This window comes from Mycobacterium sp. G7A2, from assembly GCF_041902445.1.
In the GTDB taxonomy this organism is placed as follows: Bacteria; Actinomycetota; Actinomycetes; order Mycobacteriales; family Mycobacteriaceae; genus Mycobacterium.
Map to the genome: position 1 here is coordinate 4,831,928 of NZ_CP169251.1, position 26,843 is coordinate 4,858,770.

The following is a 26,843-nucleotide window of genomic DNA, read 5'->3' on the forward strand; positions in this document are numbered from 1 at the left end:
ACCTTCCAGACACGTCAGCGCCCGCGAATCATCTTGTGCACCTGGATATCTCTCTCGCTTGTTCGCCCGTCTAACCCGGACGGTGCAGAGCGGCGCCGGACGCTGCCGCCGGTGCCCCCGGTTGGCCCCGGCCCTCGGCGCGCCGCTTGATACCCAGCAGGATCCCCCGGGTGATGAAGGCTCTGGCCGGGCCGAGAAGCTCGCCGACCGCGACCTCGGCGGGGTGGCGCAGGGCCAGGCGCGACCGGATCACCAACCGGCACCGGTCATCCCAGTGCGGGATGACGTGGAAGGACCACACGACGTCCCACGGCCGACCCGGCTGCGCACGCAACACGATCGACTGGCCGTCGATCAGCTCCGCGACGCTGAGCTCGATCCCGTCCGGCAAGCCCAGCCAGCCTTTCGGGACGAGCCGGACCACGTCGCCGACGGAGATGTGCTGCCATTCCGGGTGGATACGGTCGGCGTTGCGATAACCCAAACCCACCGCGTTCTCGAGTTTCTCGAAGCTGTAGAGACCACCGCGGTCCTGCCCCATCTGCACCAGCCACGGCCAGACCGTCTCTGCACCGGCATCGATCCACACCGCTTCGGTGGCCTGCAGCACCGGTGCTGCGAGAAGTTCATCGCCGGGCATCTTTCCGCTGGATTCGGCCTTGGTGGTGCCCCAGTCGCGGAAGTACCGGCGCGCCGCATACAGCAGTGCCCCGGCTGCGAGAGCCTTCACGATCGTGTTCGCCATGATCCGAGCTTCACGTCGTTTCTGCGCACACGATAGGGCCGGTAGTCCTCAGAGGAGGACCTTTGTCCCTATCACCAAGCGACGCCCCGTCATACCGTCGAACCATGGGAAGGTACCGGCCGGGGCTGGCGGACATCATGGCCGCCGTCGGGATCGCAGCGTGGTACCACGTCCACCTGCGGCCGTGGATGTACACCTGGGGCGCCCGCAACGACGAGATCGCCGCGGTGATGCCGGGTGACGACGTGGTCGAGGCTATTCCGTCGCGGCCGTCCCCCCGCACCACACGGGCGGTCACCGTCGACGCACCGCCGGCCGAGGTCTGGCCGTGGCTTGCTCAGATCGGCGAGGACCGGGGCGGCTTCTACAGCTACTCGTTGCTGGAACGCGCGGTCGGCGCCGACATGCACAACGCGGCCATCGTGCATCCCGAATGGCAGCAGCTCAACACCGGCGACACCGTGTGGCTGGCGCGCCGTTACGGTCCCGCCGCCCGGCAGATCGTCGCCGCCGTCGAGCCCGGCTCCCACCTCGTGCTCGTCTCGCCGGCCGATTTCGACCGTCTGGATCGAGGGCAGAAGGCTTCGGGCTGCTGGTCGTTCACGCTTCGCCCCGACGGCGACCGGACCCGGCTGATCGCGCGCGGCAGCGGCGGCCCCGTCGGGCACTTCTGGTTCGATGTCCCGCATTTCGTGATGGAGCAGAAGATGCTGCGCGGCATCGCCCGCCGCGTTGAGCGTTCACGGGGCGCCACCGCACCCCATGCGGAAGTCGCCGCACTTCCCACGCCCTGATCATCCGTGCACGACGAGCACCGGGCGGTGCGTACGGTGTACCGCCCCGCGCGCGACACTCCCGAGCAGCACCTCGCGGATGGTCGAGCGTCCCCGCGAGCCTACGACCAGCACCGCGGCGTCGTGCTGGTCGGCGCACTCGACGAGCAGGTCGGCCGCCACCCGCGAAGCCGGGCCGGCGAGCTTCGGCATCCGCAGCGACAGCAGCTCGGCGTCACGCGCCGCGGGACCCAGCGGCACGTCCTCGTCCCCGTCGCGGACGGCGGCGAGCAGCAGCCGCCGGCCCGGAAACAGCCGGCGCGCGCTGTCGAGCGCCTTCTCGGCGCCGTCGGAACCGTCATAGCCCACCACCACCGGCCCGTCGGCCAGCGCCTCGAACTCCTTGATCAACAGCGGATTGGGCACCACCAGCACCGGCACCGTCGCGTAATGCACGACCAGATCGGAGACACTGCCCAGCACCGCGTCGGTACCGCTGAGGCCCCGGCTGCCCACGACGATGACATCGCCGTGCAACTGCTCGGCCAGTTGCGCGAGCCGCAGGCCGTCGGATCCCATCGTGCGATTGACGAGCGGTTCGGCGTCCCACTCGGCCGCGGTGGCCAGCGCGACTCCGGCGGCGGCGATGGCGTCGGCCTCCCGCTGCCCTTCGCGCTCGATCAGCTCGACCAGGTCGTCGATGTCGCGAGCCGAGGTGCGCAACCGCCGACGCAGCCTCGTGCTGCCGAAGGGCGGCGTCCAGACGTACACCACCCAGGCATGCGCCTCGGGGAACAACGACGCCCCGGCGCTGATGGCCTCACCCGCCGAGGGCGAGCCGTCGTATCCCACGATCACGTTGGTCGGCATGCACCCACGCTAGGCCGCTCCGCCGCGGCGGGGAAGGGTACCTTTCACCCGCCAACCCGACCGCGATTTCCGCTGGACACGAGGCGCATACTTGAGGCGATGACTGGACCTGAGCACCAGCCCCGCAAACCGGTGATCCTCACCGTCGACGACGACCCCGCGGTGTCCCGTGCGGTAGCCCGCGACCTTCGTCGGCACTACGGCGAGAAGTTCCGCATCGTGCGGGCCGAGTCGGGCCCTGACGCGCTGGAGACCCTCAACGAGCTGAAGCTGCGCGGAGAGACCGTCGCGGTGTTCGTCGCCGACTACCGGATGCCGCAGATGAGCGGCATCGAGTTCCTCGAAGCCGCGATGGATGTCTACCCGGCGGCCCGGCGCGTGCTGCTCACCGCCTACGCCGACACCCACGCCGCGATCGACGCGATCAACGTCGTCGACCTCGACCACTACCTGCTCAAGCCCTGGGATCCTCCGCAGGAGAAGCTCTACCCGGTCATCGACGCGCTGATCGAGGCGTGGCGGGCGGCCGGCGACCGGGCCATCCCGCACACCAAGATCATCGGGCACCCGTGGAACGCGCGGTCGTCCGAAGTGCGTGAGTTCCTGGCCCGGAACCGGCTGTACTACACCTGGTTTCGGTCCGACGAACCGCGTGGCGCGCAACTGCTCGAAGCCGCGGGCCAGGACGGTCTGATCCTGCCGGTGGTGATCACCGAGCAGGGCGAGACGCTGGTCGACCCCACCGACGCGGAGCTGGCCGCGACGCTGGGCCTCACGACGACGCCCGCGGGCGATTTCTACGACCTCGTCGTCGTCGGCGGTGGGCCCGCCGGCCTGGCCGCCGCCGTCTACGGAGCATCCGAGGGGCTCAAGACCGTCCTCATCGAACGGACCGCCACCGGCGGACAGGCCGGCCAGAGCTCCCGCATCGAGAACTACCTCGGCTTCCCCGACGGCGTTCCGGGATCACAGCTCGCCGAGCGCGCCCGTCGGCAGGCCGAGAAGTTCTCCGCCGAACTGATCACCGCCGCCGAGGTCACCGGTCTGGACATCGACGGCAACGCCCGCACGGTGCACCTGTCCGACGGCCGCTCGATCGGCACGCGCGCGGTGATCCTCGCGATGGGTGTGGAATACCGCCAGCTGTCGGCGGAGGGGTGTGCGGATCTGACCGGTGCCGGCGTGTACTACGGCGCGACCACGTCGGTCGCCTCGGACTGTGAGGACGACGAGGTCTATGTCATCGGCGGCGCCAACTCGGCCGGGCAGGCCGCGATGTACCTGGCCCGCACCGCCAAGTCGGTGACCATCGTCAGCCGGCGCACCCTCGAAGACTCGATGTCGCACTACCTGATCCAGCAGATTCGCGCCCAGGACAACATCAAGGAGTTGCCCTACACCGTCGTGCACGCGGTGAAGGGGGACGGACACCTGGAGAGCATCTGTCTGGAGAACAACCAGACCGGCGAACGCGAAGAGTTCCACTGCGGCCGGATGTTCATCTTCATCGGCGCCGAACCGCGCACCGACTGGCTCGACGGCGTCGTGGTGCGCGACGACCACGGATTCGTCGTCGCCGGCCCGGACCTGCGCGACGTCAGCGGATGGACCCTGGAACGCCCGCCGCACCACCTGGAGTCCAGCGTGCCAGGGGTGTTCGTGGCCGGCGACGTGCGCGCCGACTCCGCCAAGCGGGTGGCCGCCGCGGTCGGTGAGGGGTCGATGGCCGTCATGCTCGTGCACCGCTACCTGGCCGAAACGTAGGGCCGAGCCGGTCATGGAATCCACACCGGGTGATTCGCGTTTCACTTCTCCAGTGCCCCTGCACGCTCCGACACAGCAGGTTCCGAGTTGACCGTTGGAAGGATCCACCGTGGGTGAGAAATGCCTGCCCGATGAGCTGCGCAGCCTGTTCCTGTTCGAGGCGCTGTCCGACCGTCAGCTGCAGATTCTGTGCGAGAACGGCCACATCGCGACGTTCGAACCGGGTCCGATCCACGTCGAGGGCGAACCCGCCACCTGCTTCTACGTCCTGATCGACGGCGAGTTGGTCATGTCCAAGCGTTCCGGCGGTGTGGACATCGAGACCAACCGGACGTCGCAACGCGGGGTGTACTGCGGGGCCTGGTCGGCCTACATCCCCGGTGAAGAGCACGTCTACCAGGCCTCGGTGCGGGTGACCCGCCCGTCGCGGTTCTTCGTCCTCGACGCCGACGCGTTCGCCCGGTTCATGCGCGACGAGTTCCCGATGGCGGTGCACCTGCTCGAAGGCCACATGGTCGGCGGGATGCGCCAACGCCAGATCGTGGGGCAACGCGAGAAGCTGCTGGCGCTGGGCCAACTGTCCGCAGGGCTGACCCACCAGCTCAACAACCCCGCCGGCGCGACCGCCCGCGCGGTGGCCGACCTGCGCGAAGGGGTCGGCAAGATGCGCCACAAGCTGGCCATGCTGGCCGAGGGCAAATTCACCCCCGCCGCACTGAAGGTGCTGGTCAGCATCCAGGACGAAGTCGCCGAACAGGTCGCCAAGTCGAAGTCCCAGGAGCTCACCGCGCTGGAGACCTCCGACCGGGAGGACCACATCGGCGACTGGCTGGAGTCACACGGCATCTCCAGCGCCTGGGATTACGCCCCCACGTTCGTCGAGGCCGGCCTGGACGTGGACTGGCTGGAACGGGTACAGGCGTCGATCGACGACGTCGACTGCTCGGCGACGCTGCCCGGAGCGATCGGCTGGCTGAAGTACACCATCGACAACGAGCTGCTGATGAACCAGATCGCCGAGGCCAGCAAGCGGATCTCGGCACTGCTGGCCGGCGCGAAGCAGTACTCGCAGATGGACCGTGCCGAATACCAGAGCGCCAACGTGCACGAGTTGCTCTACAGCACCGTCAAGACGATCTTCGGCGACAAGGTCGGCAAGGACAAACCGGTCGAGCTGGTGTGGGAGAAGGACACGTCGCTGCCCGAACTGCTGTGTTACCCGGGCGATCTCAACCAGGTGTGGACGAACATCATCGACAACGCGATCCAGGCGATGGACGGCCACGGCACGTTGACCATCCGCACCCGGCGGGAGAACGAGGACATGATCCGGGTGGAGATCGGCGACACCGGGCCCGGCATCTCCGAGGACAACATCGAGCGCATCTTCACACCGTTCTTCACCACCAAACCGTTCGGCGAAGGTACCGGGCTCGGTCTGGACCTGGCCTGGCAGATCGTCGTCAAGAAGCACCTCGGCAACCTGTCGGTGCAGTCCAAGCCCGGCGACACGACGTTCATCGTCTGCCTTCCGCTGCAGGCGCCGGCCCCCGACGCACCGATGACCGCCGGCGAGGGAGACTGACCCGGCTTCGGCGCGGGTACCCCCGGTGACTGAGAAGCTGATACCGCACCGACGCCACCTCCGACCGGAAGGAACCCCTCCCCCATGACATCCGACGAGCGCTCGCGCGAGGACGACCAGACCACACAGGGTGTCTCCCTCAAGCCCGCACTCGGGGATTTCGGGGTGTGGACCGGCGCACCGGTCAGCCCTGAGCAGGCGGTGGAGATCGAAAAACTCGGCTACGGCACGGTGTGGGTGGGCGCCTCTCCGGCGGCCGACCTCGCCTTCGTCGAGCCGATCCTGGAGAAGACCGAGAACCTGCAGGTCGCCACCGGGATCGTGAACATCTGGACCGCCGACGCGCGCGAGGTGGCCTCGTCGTATCACCGCATCGAAGAAGCGTTTCCCGGCCGCTTCCTGCTGGGCGTCGGCGTCGGGCATCCCGAGCACACCGAGCAGTACACCAAGCCCTACGAGGCGCTCGAGGAGTATCTGGACGTGCTCGACTCGGCCACGGTGCCGACCAGTCGGCGGGTGCTGGCCGCGCTGGGTCCCAAGGTGCTGCAGCTGGCGGCCCAGCGGTCCGCGGGCGCGCACCCGTACCTGACCACCCCGGTGCACACCGGTCAGGCGCGCGAGTTGCTGGGCCCCACGGTCCTCATCGCGCCCGAACACAAGGTCGTGCTCACCGACGACGCCGAGAAGGCCCGTGAGGTCGGTCGCGAAACCGTCGACTTCTACCTCGGGCTGTCGAACTACGTGAACAACTGGAAGCGTCTCGGATTCACCGACGACGACGTGGAGCGCCCGGGCAGCGACCGGTTGATCGACTCCCTCGTCGCCTACGGGTCGCCCGACCAGATCGCCGCGCGGCTGACCGAGCACCTGCAGGCCGGCGCCGACCACGTCGCCATCCAGGTGCTCGGTGGTCCCGACGAGCTGCTGTCGACGCTCGAGGAGCTGGCGGGTCCGCTGGGGTTGTCCAGCTAGGCCGCTACGCTTGCGGGCTATGCGGTTGCTGGTCACCGGCGGCGCCGGGTTCATCGGTGCCAACTTCGTCCACGCGACCGTGCGTGAGCGCCCGGACGTGCAGGTCAGCGTGCTCGATTCGCTCACCTATGCCGGCAGCCGGGAGTCGCTGGCGCCGGTGGCGGACCAGGTCAGGTTGATCGAGGGCGACGTCACCGACGCCGCCCTGGTGACCAGCCTGGTGTCCGACGCCGACGCCGTCGTGCACTTCGCCGCCGAGACGCACGTCGACAACGCGCTGGCCGACCCCGCACCGTTCGTACACACCAACGTCGTGGGAACGTTCACCGTTCTCGAAGCGGTGCGCAGCCACGGCGTGCGCCTGCATCACGTCTCGACCGACGAGGTGTACGGGGACCTGCCGCTCGATGCGCCGGACCGGTTCACCGAGTCCACGCCGTATCAGCCGTCCAGCCCCTATTCGTCGACGAAGGCGGCCGCCGACCTGCTGGTGCGGGCCTGGGTGCGGTCCTACGGGGTGGCTGCGACGATCTCGAACTGTTCGAACAACTACGGCCCGTACCAGCACGTCGAGAAGTTCATCCCGCGCCAGATCACCAACATCCTGACCGGGCGGCGCCCCAAGCTCTACGGGCGCGGCGCCAACGTGCGGGACTGGATCCACGTCGAGGACCACAACAGCGCCGTGTGGCGCATCCTCACCGACGGCACCCTCGGACGCACCTACCTGATCGGCGCCGAGGGCGAGCGCGACAATCTGACCGTGATGCGCACGATTCTGCGGTTGATGGGCCGCTCCGAGGACGACTTCGATCACGTCACCGATCGCGCCGGGCATGACCTGCGCTACGCCATCGACCCGTCGGCCCTGTATCAGGAACTCGGCTGGCGGCCCGGCCACACCGACTTCGAGCAGGGGCTGCGCGCCACCATCGACTGGTACGAGGCCAACGAATCATGGTGGGGGCCTTTGAAGAACGCCGTGGAAGCGACCTACGCGGGCCGCGGCCAGTGACCGCGCGCGAGTTGGCCGTCCCCGGCGCGTGGGAGATCACCCCGCGCCTGCACGGTGACGCCCGGGGGACGTTCTTCGAGTGGTTCACCGAGTCGGCGTTTCGTGAGTTCGCCGGACACGACTTCGCGCTCGCACAGGCCAACTGCTCGGTGTCCTCGGCCGGTGTCCTGCGCGGTCTGCACTTCGCCGAGCTGCCGCCGAGCCAGGCGAAGTACGTGACGTGCGTGCGCGGGGCGGTGTTCGACGTCGCCGTCGACATCCGGCTGGGCTCGCCCACGTTCGGGCGCTGGGACGGCGTGTTGCTGGACGACCGCAGCCGCCGCAGCATCTATCTGTCCGAGGGGCTCGCCCACGGATTCCTTGCGCTGGAGGACGATTCGACGGTGATGTACCTGTGCTCGGCCCCCTACACCCCGGCGCGCGAGCACACGATCCTGGCCACCGATCCCGCGATCGGCATCCAGTGGCCCATCGAACACCACCTCGCGCTGTCGGGCCGGGACGCCGAGGCGCCCACCCTCGCCGACATCGAATCCAGCGGTGTGCTCCCCACGTGGCAGGACACCCTCGCGTTCGTCGAGGCGCTGCGCGGACGCTGAGCGCCGTTCGCGTCGAGAACCTCTTGCCATCCCCGCCGGCCAATTACTAGGATATCCAAGTATCGACGCGGAAGGTTTGAGCATGACCACACGGATCCCCCACTTCATCGACGGCAAGCGCACCGAGCTGGCATCCACCCGGACCGCCGACGTGATGAACCCCAGCACCGGCCAGGTGCAGTCGCAGGTCGTCCTCGCCAGCGCGGCCGACGTCGACACCGCCATCACCTCGGCGGCCGAAGCCCAGAAAGAGTGGGCCGCCTGGAACCCGCAGCGCCGCGCCCGGGTGATGATGAAGTTCATCGAACTGGTCAACGCCCACACCGAGGAACTGGCCGAGCTGCTGAGCCTCGAGCACGGCAAGACCATCCCGGACGCCAAGGGCGACATCCAGCGCGGCATCGAGGTCATCGAGTTCGCCATCGGCATCCCCCACCTGCTCAAGGGGGAGTACACCGAGGGCGCCGGCTCGGGCATCGACGTCTACTCGCTGCGTCAGCCCCTCGGCGTGGTCGCCGGCATCACGCCGTTCAACTTCCCGGCGATGATCCCGCTGTGGAAGGCCGGCCCCGCACTGGCCTGCGGCAATGCGTTCATCCTCAAGCCTTCCGAGCGCGATCCGTCGGTGCCGGTGCGGCTGGCCGAGCTGTTCCTCGAGGCGGGTCTGCCCGCCGGGGTGTTCCAGGTCGTGCAGGGCGACAAGGAGGCCGTCGACGCGATTCTCACCCACCCCGACATCCAGGGGGTCGGGTTCGTCGGAAGCTCCGACATCGCGCAGTACATCTACTCCACCGCCGCCGCCAACGGGAAGCGCTCGCAATGTTTCGGGGGCGCCAAGAACCACATGATCGTGATGCCCGACGCCGATCTCGATCAGGCTGTCGACGCGTTGATCGGTGCCGGCTACGGCAGCGCCGGTGAACGTTGCATGGCGATCAGCGTGGCGGTACCGGTCGGCGAGGAGACGGCGAACCGGCTGCGCAACCGCCTGGTGGAGCGCATCAACCAGTTGCGCGTCGGGCACAGCCTGGACCCCAAGGCCGACTACGGACCGCTGGTCACCGAGGCCGCGCTCAAGCGGGTGCGCGACTACATCGGCCAAGGTGTGGAGGCCGGTGCCGACCTGGTGGTCGACGGCCGCGAACGCAGCTCCGACGAGCTGACTTTCGACGACCAGGACCTCTCCGGCGGCTACTTCATCGGGCCCACCCTGTTCGACCACGTCACCACCGACATGTCGATCTACACCGACGAGATCTTCGGTCCGGTGCTGTGCATCGTCAGAGCCCAGGACTACGACGAGGCCCTGAGCCTGCCGAGCAAGCACGAGTACGGCAACGGGGTGGCGATCTTCACCCGCGACGGCGACGCGGCCCGCGACTTCGTGGCCAACGTCCAGGTCGGCATGGTCGGGGTCAACGTACCCATCCCGGTTCCGGTGGCCTACCACACCTTCGGCGGTTGGAAGCGCTCCGGATTCGGCGACCTCAACCAACACGGACCGGCGTCGATCCAGTTCTACACCAAGGTCAAGACCGTCACATCGCGTTGGCCCTCGGGCATCAAAGACGGGGCTGAGTTCGTCATCCCCACCATGAAGTAGGTACCCGCACCGATGGACTACTTCGGCCTCGACGAGGACGAACGCGTGATCGCCGAAACGGCGGCCGCGTTCGCCGACAAGCGGCTGGCTCCGCACGCCCTCGACTGGGATCAGAGCCACCACTTCCCCACCGACGCGCTACGGGAGGCCGCCGAACTCGGCATGGCGGCCATCTACTGCCACGAGGACGTCGGCGGCAGCGGGCTGCGGCGCATCGACGCGGTACGGATCTTCGAGAAGCTCGCCACCGCCGACCCGACGGTGTCGGCTTTCCTGTCGATCCACAACATGTGCGCATGGATGGTGGATTCGTTCGGCACGCCGGAGCAGCGCAAGAGCTGGGTGCCGCGGTTGGCCTCGATGGAGGCCATCGCCAGCTACTGCCTGACCGAGCCGGGCGCCGGCTCCGATGCAAGCGCCCTGCGCACCAAGGCGATTCGGTCCGGATCGGACTACGTGCTCGACGGCGTCAAACAATTCATCTCCGGGGCGGGCTCCTCAGACGTCTACCTGGTGATGGCCCGCACCGGAGGCGAAGGGCCGCGGGGCATCTCGGCGTTCCTGGTGGACAAGGACACCCCCGGGCTGAGTTTCGGAGCCGACGAGCAGAAGATGGGCTGGAATGCCCAGCCCACGCGGCAGGTCATCCTGGAAGGGGCCCGCGTACCCGCCGAGGCGATGCTCGGCGGCACCGACGGCGAGGGCACCGGATTCGGCATCGCGATGAACGGCCTCAACGGCGGCCGCATCAACATCGCCGCGTGCTCGCTGGGCGGCGCGCAGGCCGCCTACGACAAGGCCGCCGCCTATCTGGCCGACCGGCAGGCCTTCGGCGGCGCGCTGCTCGACGAGCCGACCATCCGATTCACGCTGGCCGACATGGCAACAGCGCTGGAGACCTCGCGGATGATGCTGTGGCGCGCCGCCCGGGCCCTCGACGATTCCCACCCCGACAAGGTCGAACTGTGCGCGATGGCCAAACTCCACGTCACCGACGCCTGCTTCGAGGTCGCCGACAAGGCACTGCAACTGCACGGCGGGTACGGCTACCTGCGCGAGTACGGGCTGGAGAAGATCGTCCGGGATCTGCGGGTGCACCGCATCCTGGAGGGCACCAACGAAATCATGCGGGTGGTCATCGGACGGTCAGCGGCCGCCCGGGCACGCGCGTCGTAACGAAGCGACGGGAGAACACATGACGACGATCGCGTTCCTGGGGCTGGGCAACATGGGTGGACCCATGGCGGCCAATCTGGTCTCGGCCGGCCACACCGTGCACGGCTTCGACCCGGTGACCGCGCTGAAAGAGGCCGCCGCGGCCAAGGGGGCCACCGTGTTCGACGCCGCCGCGGACGCGGTCGCCGGCGCCGACGTGGTGATCACCTCCCTGCCCAACGGCGACATCGTCAAGAGCGTCTACGCCGAGGTGGTTCCCGCGGCGACATCCGGTGCACTGCTGATCGATACGTCCACGATCTCCGTCGACGACGCCCGCGCCGTCAACGCGCAGGCGACCGAGCGTGGGCTGGCCCAGATCGACGCCCCGGTGTCCGGGGGCATCAAGGGTGCGACCGCCGGCACGCTGGCATTCATGGTGGGCGGTGACGAGTCGGCGTTCGAGCGGGCCAAGCCGGTGCTGGAACCCATGGCGGGCAAGATGATCCACTGCGGCGCGTCGGGCGCCGGGCAGGCCGCCAAGTTGTGCAACAACATGGTGCTGGCCGTGCAGCAGATCGCGATCGGCGAGGCCTTCGTGCTCGCCGAGAAGTTGGGCCTGCCCGCGCAGTCGCTGTTCGACGTCATCACCGGCGCGACCGGCAACTGCTGGGCCGTGCACACGAACTGTCCGGTGCCGGGCCCGGTTCCGACGTCCCCGGCCAACAACGGCTTCAAACCCGGATTCGCCACCGCGTTGATGAACAAGGACCTCGGCCTGGCGATGGCGGCCGTGCAGTCCTCCGGCTCGTCGGCGCCGCTGGGCAGTCATGCCGCCGAGATCTACGAGCAGTTCGCCGCCGAGCACGCCGACAAGGACTTCAGCGCGATCATCGAGATGCTGCGCAGCTGACGTGAGTGACGTTCAGACTGCGCTGGCCGCGCGCTCCACTCGAACTTCTCCGCGCCTGACGCAGTCTCGACGATCTCGTCAGGCCGCTGAGGGGCGGCGGGCGTGCGGCGACGCATCACGCAGTCGCTGGCAGTCGGCGACCCGCAGGGGCGCGCTGCCGTCGGCGACCAGCACACTCGCCAGGCCCGCCAACGTACACATGCGCTGAGTCGCCGGGGACGCCACGAAGGCCAGCGAGTCGGATGCGGTGACGCCGAGCTCGGCCAGCGCCGCGCGATACAGTTCGCCGGCCGGCGCGTCGTCGGCGGTGACCACCGCACCCACGACTCCGTCGCCGACCAGTTGACGCACCAACGGCTCGACCCACGCGTGGTTGCCACTGCTGACGATGCCGATGCCGATGCCGGCGCCGAACGCCTCGGTGATCAGGTCGACCATGCCCGGCCGCGCGGTGATGTCCGCGTCGAGAATGGTCTCGGCGAGGATCATCTCCTTGGTCGCGCAGACCTCGTCGACCAGCAACTCCGCCAGCACGTCGCATTCGGTGCCGATGCCACGCTTGCGGAGTTCGGCGGCGACCCGGCGACGTTCGTCGCTGAGGGCCAGCAACTGCCGGTACCGAGCCTCCGACCAGTGGATCCCGAGGTTCAATTCGTCGAACGCCGCGTTGAACGCGGCGCGGTGACCCGCGGTCTCGATGTCGGCCAGCGCGTCGAGATCGAAGATCATCGCGCGAAGCGGTTGCACTGTCGTTTCGCTGGGCTGGGGCCAATCCCACCAGAATCGACCGGCTCGCCAAGCTCTCTGCTGTGTGGGCTGCACGAGGAACATCGTGTCCCAGATCACACAGTGCGCGCCTCCCCCATGTGGGGGATTCGGCGCGCCAAGTTGTCCGGACACTCCCACGGGCAGCCTTAAGGTATGGCCATGGGTTCAGCCCCGCCGGTGCGGATCGTCCTGGTCGATGACCACGAGATGGTCATCGAGGGGCTCAAGGCGATGCTCGCGGCGTTCGACAGCCGGGTGACCGTGGTGGGGCAGGCTGTCGGCGCCGAGCGGGTCCTCAGCGTCGTGGGTGACCTCGATCCGGACATCGTGCTCTGCGACGTCCGGATGCAGGGGTCCAGCGGTCTGGACGTGTGCCAGCAGCTGCGCGAACGCGACCCCGACCGCAAGGTCGTCATGCTGTCGGTCTACGACGACGAGCAGTACCTGTTCCAGGCGTTGCGGGTCGGCGCGTCGGGCTATCTGCTCAAGAGCATCAGCAGCGAGGAGCTGGTCCGTCAGCTCGAGTTCGTCAACAGCGGCGAGACCGCCATCGACCCGGGGATGGCGGCCAGGGCCGTCGACACCGCGGCCCGCATCCAGCGCGCGGAGTTCTGGCCCGGCGCCCGCCAGGGCTTGACCCAGCGGGAGAGCGAGATCCTGGCGCTGGTCGTCAACGGGCTGTCCAACCGGGCGATCGCGGCCAAGCTGGTCATCGGAGACGAGACCGTCAAGACGCATCTGAGTTCGATCTACCGCAAGCTCGGTGTCAGCGACCGCACCGGGGCAGTCGCCACGGCGCTGCGGGAAGGCATCTACCAGTGAGCGCGCGTCCCCTGCTGGCCGCCGACCGCGAACTGGCTCTGTTGCGCGAGCTGATCCAGGCTGCCTCCAGCGGCCCCGGGGTGGAGCCGCTGGCCGCCGCGGCCGCGCGGATCATCACCGCCGCCACCGACAGCGATGTGTGTTTCGTGCACGTCCTCGACGACACCGAGCGGTCGTTGACGCTGGCCGGGGCAACCCCGCCCTTCGACTCCGAGGTGGGCAAGATCCGGCTGCCGCTGGGCCAGGGCATCTCGGGCTGGGTGGCCAGCCACCGGGAGCCGGTGGTGATCCTCGACGACAAGGAGTCCGATCCGAGGTACCTGCCGTTCCAGTCGCTGCGCGGCCGGGACTTCACGTCGATGGTGTCGGTGCCGATGGAGACCGACCCCGGCGGGCTGGTGGGGGTGCTCAACGTGCACACCGTGGCGCAGCGCGAGTTCGGTGACCGCGACGTCGAGCTGCTGCTCGTCATCGGCCGGCTCATCGCCGGCGCGATGCACCAGGCGCGGCTCCACCGGCAACTGGTCGCCCGTGAGCGCGCCCACGAGAACTTCGTAGAGCAGGTCATCGAGGCTCAGGAACTGGAGCGCCGGCGACTGGCCGGAGACATCCACGACGGCATCTCCCAGCGGCTGGTCACGCTCAGCTACCGGCTCGACGCCGCCGCACAGGCCGCCAAGTCGATCGACGACCGGTCGGCGCTGACCGAACAGCTCGACCGCGCCCGTGAGCTCGCCGAGCTCACGCTGCAGGAGGCCCGCGCCGCGATCAGCGGGTTGCGGCCCCCGGTGCTGGACGACCTGGGGCTCTCCGGCGGGCTGGCCAGCCTGGCGCGCTCCATCCCGCAGGTCGACGTCCGCACCGACCTCGCCGACGTGCGCCTGCCCGACCACATCGAGCTGGCGCTGTACCGCATCGCCCAGGAGTGCCTGCAGAACGTCGTCAAACACGCCGGGGCCACCGAGGCCCGGCTGACCTTCACGGTCGACACCGGTGACAACGGCGACGTCGCCCGGCTCGAGATCGTCGACGACGGTGTCGGCTTCGACACCCTGGAGCATCCGCTGGGCAGCGACGAGATGGGCGGCTATGGGCTGCTGTCGATGGCCGAGCGCGCCGAGATCGTCGGTGGACGGCTCAACATCCGCTCACGGCCCGGCTCGGGCACCGCGGTCACCGCCACGATCCCGGTGCCCAGCTCGGCATCGCCGCCCGCGACACCCTGACCGCGAACGTGCATTCCCTGTCGCAGATCGGCTCGGACAACTACCGAGCGTGCACTCTCGCGGGGAACCGCCCCGCTCAGAAGTCGCCGGCGCTGTGGCGCAGCGTCTGGATCGATGCCGCCAGGGCGCGCGACTCCTCGTCGGACATGCCGATGTCGGCGAACACGTCGTCGTTGAGCGTGACTGTGGCGTCCTCGACGGTGGAGCGGCCCAGCTCGGTGATCCGCACCAGGGTGGTGCGTCCGTCGGTGGGATGCGGCAACCGCTCGACCAGGCCGTCGGCCTCCAGCCGTCGGATCGCGTGGGTGACGCTGGTGACGTGCACCTGCAGCCGGTCGGAGGCCTTGGTGATCGGCAGCGCGCCGGTGCGGCTGAACGCCAGCAAGCGCAGCAACTCGAAGCGCGAGAAACTCAGGTCATAGGGCCGCAGCGCCGTTTCGACGCGGGCCAGCAGAATCTGGTGCGCGCGCATCACGGACGTCACCGCGACCATGCCGTCGGCCACCTCGGCCCATCCGGAGCGCTCCCAGTTGGTGCGGGCGACGGCGATCGGGTCGGGCTTGTCGCCCTCGTCGGCCGGCGGTCGGGCAGGCACAGCTGTTCCTCGTGGTCAGACGGCCTGCGTCAGGATGCGCGGCCCGTCGTCGGTGACGGCGACGGTGTGCTCCCAGTGCGCGGCGCGCGAGCCGTCCGCGGTGACCACGGTCCAGCCGTCCTCGAGCACGACGGTCTTGGTGGTGCCGAGGGTGAGCATCGGTTCGATGGCAAGCACCGAACCCACCGCCAGGTAGGGGCCCCGGCCGGGCGCACCCTCGTTGGGCAGGAACGGATCCATGTGCATCTCCCGCCCGATGCCGTGGCCGCCATAGCCGGCCACGATCCCGAACCGCCGGTCGTGGCGCTTCTCGGCGGCGCGGGTGCCCTGCTCGATGGCGTGCGAGACGTCGGTGAGGCGGTTACCCGGCACCATGGCCGCGATCCCGGCCTGCATCGACTCCCGCGTCGCCTGCGACAGCGCGTCGTCGACGGGGATGACCGCACCGACCCCGAAGGTGAAGGCGGAGTCCCCGTGCCAGCCGTCGAGGATCGCACCACAGTCGATGGACACCAGATCGCCGGCGGCCAGTGTCTCGGTGGCCGACGGGATGCCGTGCACGACGCGGTCGTTGACCGACGAGCAGATCGAAGCCGGGAAACCGTGATAGCCCTTGAACGACGGGATGCCGCCGCCGTCGCGGATCACCGCCTCGGCCACCTGGTCGAGGTCGTGGGTGCTCACGCCGGGCGCAGCGGCCCGGTGCACGGCGCGCAGCGCGGCGGCGACGAGCGCGCCCGCCGCTGCCATCGCGTCGAGCTCACCGGCGCTTCGCTGGGGCACCGTCTTGCGGCCACGCAGGCCGGGCAGGGAGACCATCAACGCAGGATCAGCGGCCGAGCGCCTTCAGCGCACGGGCGAAGACCTCGTCGAGCTCACCGACGGCGTCCACGGTGGCGAGGTTGTCGCTGTAGTAGTCGAGCAGCGGGGCCGTCTCGTCGCGGTAGACCTTGAAGCGGTTGCGGATGACGTCTTCGGTGTCGTCGGCGCGGCCGCGGCCCTTGAGACGGGTGACGAGTTCTTCCTCGGGGACCCGGAACTCCAGGACGGCGTCCAGCGACAGGTTGCGCTTGGCGAGCATCTCGTCGAGCGCCTTGGCCTGCTCCACCGAGCGGGGGAACCCGTCGAGGATGAATCCCTGCGCCGCATCCTCGTCGTCGAGGCGGTCGTCGACCAGCGCATTGGTCAACGTGGCCGGCACCAGGTCACCGGCGTCGAGGTACTTCTTCGCCTCCAGACCCAGCTCGGTGCCGTTGGTGATGTTGTACCGGAACAGGTCGCCGGTGGAGATCTGTGGGATCTCGAGCTTCTCGGCCAGCTTCTGCGCCTGGGTGCCTTTGCCCGCCCCCGGCGGTCCCAACAACACGATTCTCACTTCAGGAACCCTTCATAGTTGCGCTGCATGAGCTGGCTTTCGATTTGTTTCACGGTGTCCAGGCCGACGCCGATCATGATCAGCACCGCAGTGCCGCCGAACGGCAGGTTCTGCACCGACCCGGTGTTGCCGACCTGCAGGAACAGGTTCGGCAGGACGGCGATGCTGCCCAGGTAGATCGAGCCGGGCAGCGTGATGCGCGACAGCACGAACCGCAGGTAGTCCGCGGTCGGCTTGCCGGGCCGGATGCCCGGGATGAACCCGCCGTACTTCTTCATCTCGTCAGCACGTTCGTCGGGGTTGAACGTGATGGAGACGTAGAAGTAGGTGAAGAACACGATCAGGCCGAAGTACAGGGCGATGTAGACCGGATCGGCCGGGTTGGTCAGGTAGTCGGCGACGAACGACTGCCACCAGCCGGTGCTGGGGTTGTCGCTGGCGCTGGTGATCAGCTGGGTGATCAGGTGCGGGATGTAGATCAACGACGACGCGAAGATGACCGGGATGACGCCGGCCTGGTTGACCTTCAACGGCAGGTAGGTCGACGTGCCGCCGTACATGCGCCGGCCCACCATCCGCTTGGCGTACTGGACCGGGATCCGGCGCTGGCCCTGCTCGACGAAGACCACACCGATGATGATGATCAGCGCCGCGATGCAGACCAGCGTGAAAACCATGCCGCCGCGGCTGTCCAGGATGGATTTGCCCTCGCCGGGGATGGCGGCGGCGATGCTGGCGAAGATCATCAGCGACATGCCGTTGCCGACGCCACGCTCGGTGACCAGCTCGCCCATCCACATCACCAGCGCCGCGCCGGCGGTCATGACGATGACCATCGTGGCGAGGGTGACGAAGTTCAGGCCCTCGCTCTGGCCCTGGATGATGTCCAGCGAGCAGCCCTGCAGCAGGCCGCCGTTGGCGGCCAGCGCGACGACGCTGGTGGACTGCAGGATCGCCAGCGCGATCGTCAGATACCGGGTGTACTGCGTGAGCTTGGCCTGTCCCGCCTGCCCCTCCTTGCGGAGCTGTTCGAAGCGCGGGATCACCACGCCGAGCAGCTGCACGATGATGCTGGCGGTGATGTACGGCATGACGCCGACGGCGAACACCGACAGCTGCAGCAGCGCACCGCCGGAGAACAGGTTGATCAGCGAATAGATCTGCCCGGACTCACCGCCGGTGGCCTGGGTGATGCACTGCTGCACGTTGGGGTAGTTCACGCCCGGCGAGGGGACCGAGGCACCCACCCGGTAGAGAAGGACGATGCCCAGCGTGAACAGGATCTTTCGCCTCAGGTCGACCGTTCGCAGTGATGAGATGAAAGCCGAGAGCACTCTTTCCTCCTGCACGGCCGAGTGACGATCGCGGCGTGCTCCGTGGCTGGCGTGACCAGCGTCGTGGTTAAGTCGTATACGCGACGGGACCGGCAGGCGATTGGCCTGCGCAGGTCACGCGTCCAAACAGTCTACGAGACTAACAGTTGCATCTCCGTTGGCCCGAATCCGAGCCCCATTCGACGCCCGATTCGACGCTCGATTCGGCGCGTACAGTGGGATCAAGTCATTAACTCGCCTAACTAATACGTCTCGAGGGATGGGCATGCCACGTACTGACAACGACACCTGGGATCTCGCCTCCAGCGTGGGCGCCACCGCGACGATGGTGGCCGCCGCACGGGCGGTCGCCAGCCGCGCCGACCAGCCGGTCATCGACGATCCGTTCGCCGCGCCCCTGGTGCGCGCGGTCGGTATCGATTTCTTCACCCGGCTCGCCACGGGTGAACTGACCCCCGCCGATCTGGACGCCGGGGACGGCGACGGCGGCTCCTCCCCCGTCGGCATGAGCCGGTTCGCCGACGGCATGGCCGCCCGGACCCGCTTCTTCGACGACTTCTTCGCCGACGCAGCGGCCGCCGGAGTCCGCCAGGCCGTCATCCTGGCCTCCGGACTGGACGCCCGCGCCTACCGACTCGGTTGGCCGCAGGACATGGTGGTCTACGAGATCGATCAACCCGAGGTGATCGAGTTCAAGACGACGACGCTGGCCGGCCTCGGCGCCGAGCCGACCGCACAGCTGCGCACCGTCGGCATCGATCTGCGTCAGGACTGGCCGGCGGCCCTGGCCGCCGCCGGCTTCGATGCCAACGCCCCGACAGCCTGGATCGCCGAAGGCCTGCTGGGCTACCTACCACCCGACGGGCAGGACCGTCTGCTCGACCAGATCGGCGAACTGAGCGCGCCCGGCAGCCGACTGGGCGCCGAAGCGGTGCCGTCGCATCACGACGTCGACGAGCAGGAACTGCGGGAGCGGATGCAGCAGTCCACCGACCGCTGGCGCGACCAGGGTTTCGACCTCGACTTCTCCGAGCTCGTGTTCCTCGGTGAGCGCAATGACGTCACCGACTACCTGCGCAAGGCCGGGTGGACCGTGGACCCGACCCCCACCAACGATCTGCTGGTCCGCTACGGCCTGGCGCCGCTGGACGACGACGAGGGATTCGCCGAGGTCGTCTACGTGTCGGCGACGAAGTAGGGCTGCGACGATGCGCACCGACGGTGACAGCTGGGATCTGGCGTCCAGCGTGGGCGCCACCGCCACATCGGTGGCGGCGTCCCGCGCGTTGGCCAGCCGGGGGCCCGATCCGCTCATCGAGGACCCGTACGCGGCCACCCTGGTCAAAGCGGTGGGGCTGCCCCACTTCGTCAAGATGGCCGAGGGTCAGCTCGACGTCGACGACCCGTTGTTCAGCGCACGGCAGATGTGCGAACACATCGCTGTGCGCACCCGGTTCTTCGATCAGCTGTTCACCGATGCGTGCGCGGCCGGAATCCGGCAGGCCGTCATTCTGGCCTCCGGTCTGGACACCCGCGCCTACCGGTTGGCCTGGCCGGCGGGCACGGTCGTGTTCGAGATCGATCAGCCCGCCGTCATCGACTTCAAGACCCAGGTGCTCACCGACGCCGGTGCGACGCCGGCGGCCGAGCGCCGAACCGTCGGCGTCGATCTGCGCGACGACTGGCCGCGGGCACTGCGCGACGGCGGATTCGATCCCGGCCAGCCCACGGCGTGGATCGCCGAGGGGCTGCTGATCTATCTGCCGCCCGAGGCGCAGGACCGGCTGCTGGACGCCGTCACCGAACTGTCGGCGCCGGGCAGCCGGTTGGCCACCGAGCACATGGACGCCAAGGCGCTGACCGGTGACTGGGCCAAGGCGATGACCGAACGTGGCCGCCGCCTCGGCAGCACGATCGATCTGACCGAGTTGTTCTACACCGGGACCCGCAACTCCGCGGCCGACCACCTGCGTGCGCAAGGATGGTCGGTGACGGTGCAGCCGAATTCGGACGCCTACGTGGCCAACGGGTTTGCACCGCCGGCTGATGAGTTGATCGCGTTGACGGGCGACTCCGGTTACCTGACGGCGCAGCTGGGATAGGAGCGCGGATGGCACGCACCGGTGACGATTCCTGGGATCTGGCCTCCAGTGTCGGCGCGACGGCGACGATGGTGGCCGCGGCCCGGGCCATGGCCAGCGCAGCAGACGACCCGCTGATCGACGATCCGTGGGCGGCGCCGCTGGTGCGGGCGGTGGGGCTGAACTTCTTCACCAAGATGCTCGATGGCGACCTGGACCTCTCGCAGATTCCCAACTCGTCACCGGAGCGGCTGCGGGCGATGATCGACGCGATGGCCTCGCGGACCAAGTTCTTCGACGACCATTGCATCGACTCGACGGCGGCCGGGATCCGTCAGGTGGTGATCCTGGCTTCGGGGCTGGACTCACGCGCCTACCGGCTGCCGTGGCCGACGGGGACGGTCGTCTACGAGCTGGACCAACCGAAGGTGATCGAGTTCAAGTCGGCGACTCTGGCGGAGGCCGGTGCGCGACCGACCGCGCAGCGGCGGGCCATCCCGATCGATCTGCGTGAGGATTGGCCGTCGGCGTTGCGCGCGGCCGGCTTCGATCCCTCCGCGCCGGCCGCCTGGCTCGCCGAGGGGTTGTTGATCTATCTGCCACCCGACGCCCAGGACCGGCTCTTCGATCAGATCACCGCGCTGTCCGCGCCGGGCAGCACGTTGGCCACTGAATACGCCCCGGGCATCATCGATTTCGACGCCGACAAGGCGCGCGAGCTGTCCGCTCCGCTGCGGGAGCACGGTCTCGACATCGACATGGCCGAGCTCGTGTACTCCGGGGAGCGCAGCCACGTGATGCCGTACCTCACCGAGACCGGCTGGCAGGTGTCGGGAATCCCCCGCTATGACTTGTTCATGCGGCACGGCCTCACACCGCCCGAAGTGGCCGAGGACACCGACCCGCTCGGCGAGATCGTCTACGTCAGCGCGGTGCGCTAGGGGTCGGCCTTTCGTGTCTGGCCGTTGGCGCCCGGGAGGCGCTCACACTGACGCCCACTCGCCCTAGTTTCTCGGTGGTGGTTGGGGTTGGAAGGGTTCGTACCACCACCAGTCGGCGCGTTCGCCGGTCGGCCCCGTGCAGGGGGCGACGTCCGGTGGGGGTTGTGTGGGTGGGCGGGCCAGCGAGGCGTTGGTCAGGTGCTGGCCGTCGGCGTCGGTGACCACGAGTTGGTGGGCGGGCCCGGTGAGGGTGATGCCGCCGGCGTGGTGCAGCCGGTGGTGGTACGGGCAGACGAGCACCAGATTCTCCAGCTCGGTGAGCCCGCCGTTCTCCCAATGCCGTAGGTGGTGGGCGTGCAGGCCGCGGGTCGCGCCGCAGCCGGGTACCACACAGCAGCGATCCCGATGCTCGAGCGCGCGGCGCAGCCGCCGGTTGACCGTGCGGGTCGCCCGGCCGGCGCCGATCGGGCGTCCGGCGCGTTCGAACCACACCTCACAGGTCGCATCACAGGAAAGGTACTGGCGTTCGGCGTCGGTGAGCAGCGGACCCAGATGCAGCGCCCCCACCTTCGACTGCGCGTCGACGTGGACGACCACGGTGGTGTGCTGGGCGTGCGGGCGCCGGGCCACCTCGCCGTCCCAGCCGCTCTCGATCAACTCCAGGAACGCATCCACGGTAGTGGGCATCGGCGCACGCGGAGCGCCCTCGGCGTCGCCACCCGGGCCGTCGGTGAGATCAGCGAAGACGTCGGAGACGTCGTCCGAGAAGTCACCACCGACGCCGCCGGCGTCGGGGTCGGTTGTGGCGTCAGCGACGCCATCGAGGTCACTGGTGTCGGCAGGGGACTCGCCATGGCCGCCGTCGGCATCGGGGGTGGGAGCGTCGGGGTCGGCGCTCGAGCCGGTGGCGGCATCGGGCTGCTGGTCGTGGTCGCGTTTCCAGTCCGCGATCAACCCGTCACGCTTGCCGGCCAGGGCAGCATCGACCTTGGCGGCCTCGATCTTGGACACCGTGATCCGATACGTCACCGACTCACCATGATCGGTGCGCGAGATCCCGCGTTCTGGCTGCGGTTTCGGGGCCGCATCGGGGCGCGGCTCCAGGCTGACCGCCTTGCGCAACTGGGTCACCGTCGCCACCGACGCCAACTCCACATAATGATCATCAGAACCATCAGCGGCACGCTCGGCGAGCACCCCGACCTGATCCAACGACAACCGGCCCTCCCGCAACCCGGCCACACACCGCGGAAACTGCCCACCACGCGCCGCCACCGCCGCGATCGTCTTCGCATTACGCGGTGACACCCCGGTCTTCCACGCCACCAACGCCGAGATCGACCGCGCCCCGGTCATCCCGGCCAACCCACCATGATCGATCTCGGCCACGATGTCCACGATCTGCGCATCGATGGCGTTGCGCTGACCGGTCAACTCCGCGATCTGCTCAAACAACTCCGCCAACCGCTCCTTCGGCGACACCTCATCGTCAACCAAAGACGCTGCAGCAGAGGACATGAACCCATCAAAGCACCAGGGTCCGACAAAAACCGACCGCTGCGGCCAGAGCTACACAGATCGGCGGCCACCACCGACAAACCCGCGCTCTTCCCAGACAGGCCTGGCTAGAAGCGGTTGTCTCCCAACCACAGAACGTTGGCACCGGACAGGGAGCGCTGCGTCTGATCCAGTGCCTCACCGACTGTGCGCATGACCACCGAGCCGACCACAGTCGACAGCGAAGCGGCCGCCGGCTGCGAGGAGGGCTTGGGCCGCAACATGTCCCGCAGCGATGTGCCGGGCAGATTGTCGATCTCGACCTTGGTGTCCTCGTCGATTCCGGCCAGCGCCTTGGCCTGACGGATGGCGGTCCGCAGCCCGCCGAGTTCGTCGACCAGTCCGCGCTCCAGCGCGTCGGCACCGGTCCACACCCGTCCGCGGGCCACCTGCTCGACCTGCTCGACAGTCATGGCGCGGCCGTCGGCGACGCGACGGACGAAGTCCTGGTAGAACAGATCGGCCTCGGCCTCGACCTGCGCGCGCTGCTCCTCGGTGAACGGGGCGTTGACGGACCAGGCGTCGGCATTGGCGTTGGTACGCACGCTGTCCGACCCGACACCCAGCTTTTCCTTGAGATCGCGCGCCACGAGCTTGCCGGTGACCACGCCGATCGATCCGGTGATGGTCCCGGCGTTGGCGACGATCTTGTCCGCGGCCATGGAGACGTAGTAGCCGCCGGATGCGGCGACCGCCCCCATCGAGGCCACCACAGGTGTACCGCTCTCACGGGCCCGCACCACCTCCCGCCAGATCGTCTCCGACCCGGTCACCGATCCGCCCGGGCTGTCGACGCGCAGCACGATGGCCGCCACCTCGTCGTCGGCGGCGGCCTGCCGCAGAGCCGCGGCGATGGTGTCACCCCCGGCCGCAGAACTGCCCAGCGGTGACACTTGGCGGCCACCGCGTCCGCTGACGATGGGTCCGACGAGATTGACGACCGCCACCTTCCGGGCCGACTTGCGGCCGGGCAGGCTCGGTGCAGGCATTCCCGGCCGGTCGGTGCGCGCGTATCGAGATAGGTACAACCGCGGCGGGGCGTCGTCGGCGTCGGCGTCGCCCTGCTCGGGCGAGATGTCGTCGGCGCCGGTCAGTTCGGCGATCCGTGCGTATGCCTCGTCGCGGAAACCGATCCGGTCCACCAGGTTCGCGGACACGGCGTCGTTGCGCAGCAGCGGGGCCCGGTCGGCCAGCGCATCGAGTGCTGAGCGCTCGATGCCGCGCGACGACGCGACCGCGTCCCACACCTGGGTGCGCAGGCTCTCGACCAGGGCGGTGTCGGCCTCCCGGTGGGCCTCGGTGTAACCGTCCTGGGTGAACAGATTCGCCGCGGACTTGTACTCACCGCGTGCGACGAACTGCGCCTCCACACCGGCCTTGTCCAGCGCGTCGCGCAGGAACAACGCGTTGGTGGCGAAGCCGATCAGCCCGACGGTGCCCGACGGTTGCATCCACACCTCGCCGAAAGCCGAGGCCAGGTAGTAGGACAGCGTTCCGGGGTAGGTCTCGGCCCACGCCAGGGACGGCTTGGCGGCGGTGAACGCCGCGATCGCCTCACGCAATTCCTGCACGGGTCCGGGTGGGGCGGCGTCGATCTGCACCCGGGCGATCAGACCGGCGACGCGGGGATCTTCGGCAGCACGGTGCAGGGCGGCCACCACATCGCGTAGCAGCATCGGCCGGCCTGAGCCGACGATTCCGGACAGCACCGCGACCGGATCGAACCCGGCGCTCTCCGGTGGCGCGTTCTGCAGATCCAGCTCGAGGATGCACCCGTTGGCGACGCCTTGGTGTCGGGCGGTGTCGACCTTGCGCACGAACGCGCGGACTTCGTCTACGCCGGGCACGCCGGACAGAAGAGAGAACATGGCGTCGAGCCTACCGACGCCGCGGACAGGTGCTAGCGGCCCATGAACCGGGCGAACTGCGGGCAGTAGACCGCCGAGGACGCCCGCATCAGACCGACGGCCTGCTCCTTGCTCATGCCGTTGCCGGCCAGCGTCGTGACCACCCCCCGAACGGCGGGCACCGGGTTGGGATTGCCCACCAGCCCGGCGGTGAGCATGTCGCAGACGTGGTGCCCGACAGCGGGCAGCTCTTCCGGGGTCGCGGCGGTCTCGATACCGAGTGTGTCGACGGCGTTGACGAACCGCTCGTCATCGGTTTGCGCGTGGGCGGTGGCGGCGCTGCCCAAGGCGAATCCGGCCACGACCAACGCGGCGGCGATCCTGCGTGTGGTGTGAATGATGACTGCTCCTCGTTGCTCGGCGTTCGAAAGTGTAATCGCCGGACCCGGCTCCGGCATTACGTGGCGCCGCAACAGAGAACCCCCGCTCCGGCGGGCGGGGCGGGGGTTCTGCTGGTACGTCAGGCGCGGTCGATCACAGCTCGGTGGCGGTCCCACCGGCAGCGGTGATGGCTTCGCGGGCGCTGCCGCTGAACTTGTGCGCGGTGACGTTGACCTTGACGGTCAGCTTGCCGTCGCCGAGCACCTTGACCAGCGTGTTCTTGCGCGCCGCGCCGGCGGCGACCAACTCGTCGACACCGATGTCGCCGCCCTGCGGGAACAGCCGGTTGATGTCGCCGACGTTGACGACCTCGTACTCGGTACGGAACCGGTTCTTGAAGCCCTTGAGCTTGGGCAGACGCATGTGGATCGGCATCTGACCACCCTCGAACATCACCGGGACGTTCTTGCGGGCCTTGGTGCCCTTGGTGCCGCGGCCTGCGGTCTTACCCTTGGAGCCTTCACCGCGGCCGACGCGGGTCTTGGGCGTCTTCTCGCCCGGCGCGGGGCGAAGGTCGTGCAGCTTGATGATCTCGCTCATCTGCTCTAGACCTCCTCAACTGTTACGAGATGGTGGACCGTCTTGATCAGCCCGCGGGTCTGCGGATTGTCCTCGCGGACCACGGACTGGCGGATCTTGCGCAGCCCGAGGGTCCGCAGGGTCTCCCGCTGCTTCCAGCGCGCACCGATGGTGCTGCGCACCTGGGTGATTTTGAGCTCTGCCATGGTTGTTACGCCGTTCCCTCACGTGCGGCGCTGGCAGCGACGGCCTCGGCTTCACGCCGGGCCTTGAGCATGCCAGCGGGCGCCACATCTTCGATGGGCAGGCCACGGCGAGCCGCGACCTCTTCGGGGCGCTGCAACAACTTCAGCGCGGCGACGGTCGCGTGCACCACGTTGATCGCGTTGTCGCTGCCCAGCGACTTGGCCAGCACGTCGTGGACGCCGGCACATTCCAACACCGCGCGGCATGCGCCGCCGGCGATGACACCGGTACCGGGGCTGGCCGGACGCAGCATGACGACACCGGCCGCCGCCTCACCCTGCACGGGGTGAGTGACGGTGCCACCGATCAGCGGCACCCGGAAGAAGTTCTTACGTGCTTCCTCGACGCCCTTGGCGATCGCGGCCGGAACCTCTTTGGCCTTGCCGTAACCGACTCCGACCATGCCCTTGCCGTCACCGACGATCACCAGCGCGGTGAAGCTGAACCGCCGACCGCCCTTGACGACCTTCGAGACACGGTTGATCGTGACCACGCGCTCGAGGTAGTTGCTCTTGTCGCCGCGGTCGTCGCGGCCACCACGGCCGCCCCGATCGTCGCGGCGTCCACGACCGCCACGGTCGTCCCGGCCACCCCTGCTGTCGCGGTTGTCGCTCGAGGGCCCGCCGGCTCCTGCAGCCTGCTCGGCCATCATGCAATCCTTCCAGTCTTTGTCAGGTCCGTGTTGTGCATCAGAACTTCAGCCCACCTTCGCGGGCAGCGTCGGCCAGCGCCGCGATCCGTCCGCCGTAGGTGTACCCGCCGCGGTCGAACACGACCTCGTCGATGCCGGCGGCCTTGGCTCGCTCGGCGATCAGCTGACCGACCCGCGTGCTCTGGGCCTTCTTGTCGCCGTCGAGGGCGCGCACGTCGGCCTCGATCGACGAGGCCGCCGCGAGGGTCGCCCCCGCCAGGTCGTCGACGAGCTGCACATGGATGTGCCGTGACGACCGGTGCACGACCAGACGCGGCCGCTCGGCGGTGCCGGCGATCTTCTTGCGCAGCCGCGCGTGGCGGCGCAGGCGGGAGACGCGGCGCGTCTCGGAGATGTTCTTGCCCACCGGCTTGCCGGTGTCTTTGGTGTCCGTCTTGGTAGCCAT

General features: G+C 68.7%; 28 protein-coding genes. 14 read left to right on the top strand and 14 right to left on the bottom strand.

The features are described from left to right. Positions 1 to 70: 70 nt before the first annotated feature. Complete coding sequence (locus ACEWX3_RS22910) at positions 71 to 745, bottom strand: SRPBCC family protein (protein ID WP_374157780.1); 675 nt, start codon at positions 743 to 745, stop codon at positions 71 to 73. Between the two features lie 104 nt (positions 746 to 849). Between ACEWX3_RS22910 and ACEWX3_RS22915 the strand changes: the two genes are divergently transcribed. After that, on the top strand, positions 850 to 1,539 hold the full coding sequence (locus ACEWX3_RS22915; protein ID WP_374157781.1) for a hypothetical protein: 690 nt from the start codon (positions 850 to 852) through the stop codon (positions 1,537 to 1,539). On the opposite strand, the gene ACEWX3_RS22920 is transcribed toward ACEWX3_RS22915, so the two are convergent. Beyond that, the gene (locus ACEWX3_RS22920) at positions 1,540 to 2,388 is read right to left on the bottom strand and encodes a universal stress protein (RefSeq protein ID WP_207065612.1); all 849 of its coding nucleotides are present in this window, start codon (positions 2,386 to 2,388) and stop codon (positions 1,540 to 1,542) included. 99 nt (positions 2,389 to 2,487) lie between these two features. Here ACEWX3_RS22920 and ACEWX3_RS22925 point away from each other — a divergent pair, with 99 nt between their 5' ends. From ACEWX3_RS22925 to mmsB, 8 genes are all read left to right on the top strand, one after another. Then, positions 2,488 to 4,152 carry an FAD-dependent oxidoreductase gene (locus tag ACEWX3_RS22925; RefSeq protein ID WP_207065613.1) on the top strand — a complete coding sequence of 555 codons (1,665 nt, stop codon included), beginning with the start codon at positions 2,488 to 2,490 and terminating at the stop codon, positions 4,150 to 4,152. 109 nt (positions 4,153 to 4,261) lie between these two features. Next, positions 4,262 to 5,737 (top strand): ATP-binding protein, encoded by a 1,476-nt coding sequence (locus ACEWX3_RS22930; protein WP_207065614.1) that lies wholly within the window; start codon positions 4,262 to 4,264, stop codon positions 5,735 to 5,737. 84 nt (positions 5,738 to 5,821) lie between these two features. After that, positions 5,822 to 6,709 carry an LLM class F420-dependent oxidoreductase gene (locus ACEWX3_RS22935; RefSeq protein ID WP_374157782.1) on the top strand — a complete coding sequence of 296 codons (888 nt, stop codon included), beginning with the start codon at positions 5,822 to 5,824 and terminating at the stop codon, positions 6,707 to 6,709. A gap of 19 nt (positions 6,710 to 6,728) precedes the next feature. Further along, a complete protein-coding gene (gene rfbB, locus ACEWX3_RS22940; RefSeq protein WP_221349419.1) occupies positions 6,729 to 7,724 on the top strand; it encodes a dTDP-glucose 4,6-dehydratase in 996 nt (331 codons plus the stop codon). After that, positions 7,721 to 8,323 (top strand): dTDP-4-dehydrorhamnose 3,5-epimerase, encoded by a 603-nt coding sequence (gene rfbC / locus ACEWX3_RS22945; protein ID WP_374157783.1) that lies wholly within the window; start codon positions 7,721 to 7,723, stop codon positions 8,321 to 8,323. Before rfbB ends, rfbC begins: the two co-directional genes overlap by 4 nt. 82 nt (positions 8,324 to 8,405) lie before the next feature. Further along, a complete protein-coding gene (locus tag ACEWX3_RS22950; protein WP_374157784.1) occupies positions 8,406 to 9,926 on the top strand; it encodes a CoA-acylating methylmalonate-semialdehyde dehydrogenase in 1,521 nt (506 codons plus the stop codon). Positions 9,927 to 9,938: 12 nt separating this feature from the next. Further along, positions 9,939 to 11,102, top strand: coding sequence for an acyl-CoA dehydrogenase family protein (locus ACEWX3_RS22955; protein WP_207065619.1), 1,164 nt, complete (start codon positions 9,939 to 9,941; stop codon positions 11,100 to 11,102). 19 nt (positions 11,103 to 11,121) lie between these two features. Then, the gene (gene mmsB / locus ACEWX3_RS22960) at positions 11,122 to 11,994 is read left to right on the top strand and encodes a 3-hydroxyisobutyrate dehydrogenase (protein WP_207065620.1); all 873 of its coding nucleotides are present in this window, start codon (positions 11,122 to 11,124) and stop codon (positions 11,992 to 11,994) included. A gap of 78 nt (positions 11,995 to 12,072) precedes the next feature. Here mmsB and ACEWX3_RS22965 read toward each other — a convergent pair whose 3' ends face one another. Further along, positions 12,073 to 12,825: an HAD family hydrolase gene (locus ACEWX3_RS22965; RefSeq protein WP_374159927.1), complete on the bottom strand. Its 753-nt coding sequence runs from the start codon at positions 12,823 to 12,825 to the stop codon at positions 12,073 to 12,075. 96 nt (positions 12,826 to 12,921) lie between these two features. Here ACEWX3_RS22965 and ACEWX3_RS22970 point away from each other — a divergent pair, with 96 nt between their 5' ends. After that, positions 12,922 to 13,584, top strand: a complete 663-nt coding sequence (locus ACEWX3_RS22970; protein WP_152515741.1) for a response regulator transcription factor — start codon at positions 12,922 to 12,924, stop codon at positions 13,582 to 13,584. After that, positions 13,581 to 14,810: a GAF domain-containing protein gene (locus ACEWX3_RS22975; protein WP_374157785.1), complete on the top strand. Its 1,230-nt coding sequence runs from the start codon at positions 13,581 to 13,583 to the stop codon at positions 14,808 to 14,810. The genes ACEWX3_RS22970 and ACEWX3_RS22975 overlap by 4 nt, the downstream gene beginning before the upstream one ends. Before the next feature lie 76 nt (positions 14,811 to 14,886). Here the strand turns inward: ACEWX3_RS22975 and ACEWX3_RS22980 are convergent, their stop codons facing one another. From ACEWX3_RS22980 to secY, 4 genes are read right to left on the bottom strand one after another with little or no spacing between them, the layout of a single operon-like run. Beyond that, entirely contained in the window at positions 14,887 to 15,405 is a 519-nt protein-coding gene (locus ACEWX3_RS22980; RefSeq protein WP_221349430.1) for a MarR family transcriptional regulator, read from the bottom strand. Between the two features lie 15 nt (positions 15,406 to 15,420). Next, complete coding sequence (map, locus tag ACEWX3_RS22985) at positions 15,421 to 16,224, bottom strand: type I methionyl aminopeptidase (RefSeq protein WP_374157786.1); 804 nt, start codon at positions 16,222 to 16,224, stop codon at positions 15,421 to 15,423. Positions 16,225 to 16,234: 10 nt separating this feature from the next. Continuing rightward, the gene (locus tag ACEWX3_RS22990) at positions 16,235 to 16,780 is read right to left on the bottom strand and encodes an adenylate kinase (protein ID WP_152515737.1); all 546 of its coding nucleotides are present in this window, start codon (positions 16,778 to 16,780) and stop codon (positions 16,235 to 16,237) included. Further along, positions 16,777 to 18,114 carry a preprotein translocase subunit SecY gene (gene secY, locus ACEWX3_RS22995; protein ID WP_163673202.1) on the bottom strand — a complete coding sequence of 446 codons (1,338 nt, stop codon included), beginning with the start codon at positions 18,112 to 18,114 and terminating at the stop codon, positions 16,777 to 16,779. The genes ACEWX3_RS22990 and secY overlap by 4 nt, the downstream gene beginning before the upstream one ends. 265 nt (positions 18,115 to 18,379) lie before the next feature. On the opposite strand from secY, the gene ACEWX3_RS23000 reads away from it, so the two are divergent. From ACEWX3_RS23000 to ACEWX3_RS23010, 3 genes are read left to right on the top strand one after another with little or no spacing between them, the layout of a single operon-like run. After that, on the top strand, positions 18,380 to 19,312 hold the full coding sequence (locus tag ACEWX3_RS23000) for an SAM-dependent methyltransferase (protein WP_221349432.1): 933 nt from the start codon (positions 18,380 to 18,382) through the stop codon (positions 19,310 to 19,312). A 10-nt stretch (positions 19,313 to 19,322) separates the two neighbouring features. Then, on the top strand, positions 19,323 to 20,216 hold the full coding sequence (locus ACEWX3_RS23005) for a class I SAM-dependent methyltransferase (RefSeq protein WP_207065626.1): 894 nt from the start codon (positions 19,323 to 19,325) through the stop codon (positions 20,214 to 20,216). An 8-nt stretch (positions 20,217 to 20,224) separates the two neighbouring features. After that, the gene (locus ACEWX3_RS23010; protein ID WP_374157787.1) at positions 20,225 to 21,136 is read left to right on the top strand and encodes a class I SAM-dependent methyltransferase; all 912 of its coding nucleotides are present in this window, start codon (positions 20,225 to 20,227) and stop codon (positions 21,134 to 21,136) included. Positions 21,137 to 21,199: 63 nt separating this feature from the next. Here ACEWX3_RS23010 and ACEWX3_RS23015 read toward each other — a convergent pair whose 3' ends face one another. The 7 genes from ACEWX3_RS23015 to rplR all read right to left on the bottom strand — a co-directional run bounded on the left by ACEWX3_RS23015 (position 21,200) and on the right by rplR (position 26,843). Then, a complete protein-coding gene (locus ACEWX3_RS23015) occupies positions 21,200 to 22,654 on the bottom strand; it encodes a DUF222 domain-containing protein (protein ID WP_374157788.1) in 1,455 nt (484 codons plus the stop codon). A 107-nt stretch (positions 22,655 to 22,761) separates the two neighbouring features. After that, positions 22,762 to 24,561, bottom strand: a complete 1,800-nt coding sequence (sppA, locus tag ACEWX3_RS23020; RefSeq protein ID WP_374157789.1) for a signal peptide peptidase SppA — start codon at positions 24,559 to 24,561, stop codon at positions 22,762 to 22,764. Positions 24,562 to 24,593: 32 nt separating this feature from the next. Next, entirely contained in the window at positions 24,594 to 24,902 is a 309-nt protein-coding gene (locus tag ACEWX3_RS23025) for a DUF732 domain-containing protein (RefSeq protein ID WP_235682495.1), read from the bottom strand. Between the two features lie 172 nt (positions 24,903 to 25,074). Continuing rightward, positions 25,075 to 25,521 (bottom strand): 50S ribosomal protein L15, encoded by a 447-nt coding sequence (rplO, locus tag ACEWX3_RS23030; RefSeq protein WP_163673196.1) that lies wholly within the window; start codon positions 25,519 to 25,521, stop codon positions 25,075 to 25,077. A 5-nt stretch (positions 25,522 to 25,526) separates the two neighbouring features. After that, positions 25,527 to 25,706, bottom strand: a complete 180-nt coding sequence (rpmD, locus tag ACEWX3_RS23035) for a 50S ribosomal protein L30 (RefSeq protein ID WP_014814261.1) — start codon at positions 25,704 to 25,706, stop codon at positions 25,527 to 25,529. Positions 25,707 to 25,711: 5 nt separating this feature from the next. Then, positions 25,712 to 26,395 carry a 30S ribosomal protein S5 gene (gene rpsE, locus ACEWX3_RS23040; RefSeq protein ID WP_173011966.1) on the bottom strand — a complete coding sequence of 228 codons (684 nt, stop codon included), beginning with the start codon at positions 26,393 to 26,395 and terminating at the stop codon, positions 25,712 to 25,714. A gap of 40 nt (positions 26,396 to 26,435) precedes the next feature. Beyond that, positions 26,436 to 26,843 carry a 50S ribosomal protein L18 gene (gene rplR, locus ACEWX3_RS23045; RefSeq protein WP_322486663.1) on the bottom strand — a complete coding sequence of 136 codons (408 nt, stop codon included), beginning with the start codon at positions 26,841 to 26,843 and terminating at the stop codon, positions 26,436 to 26,438.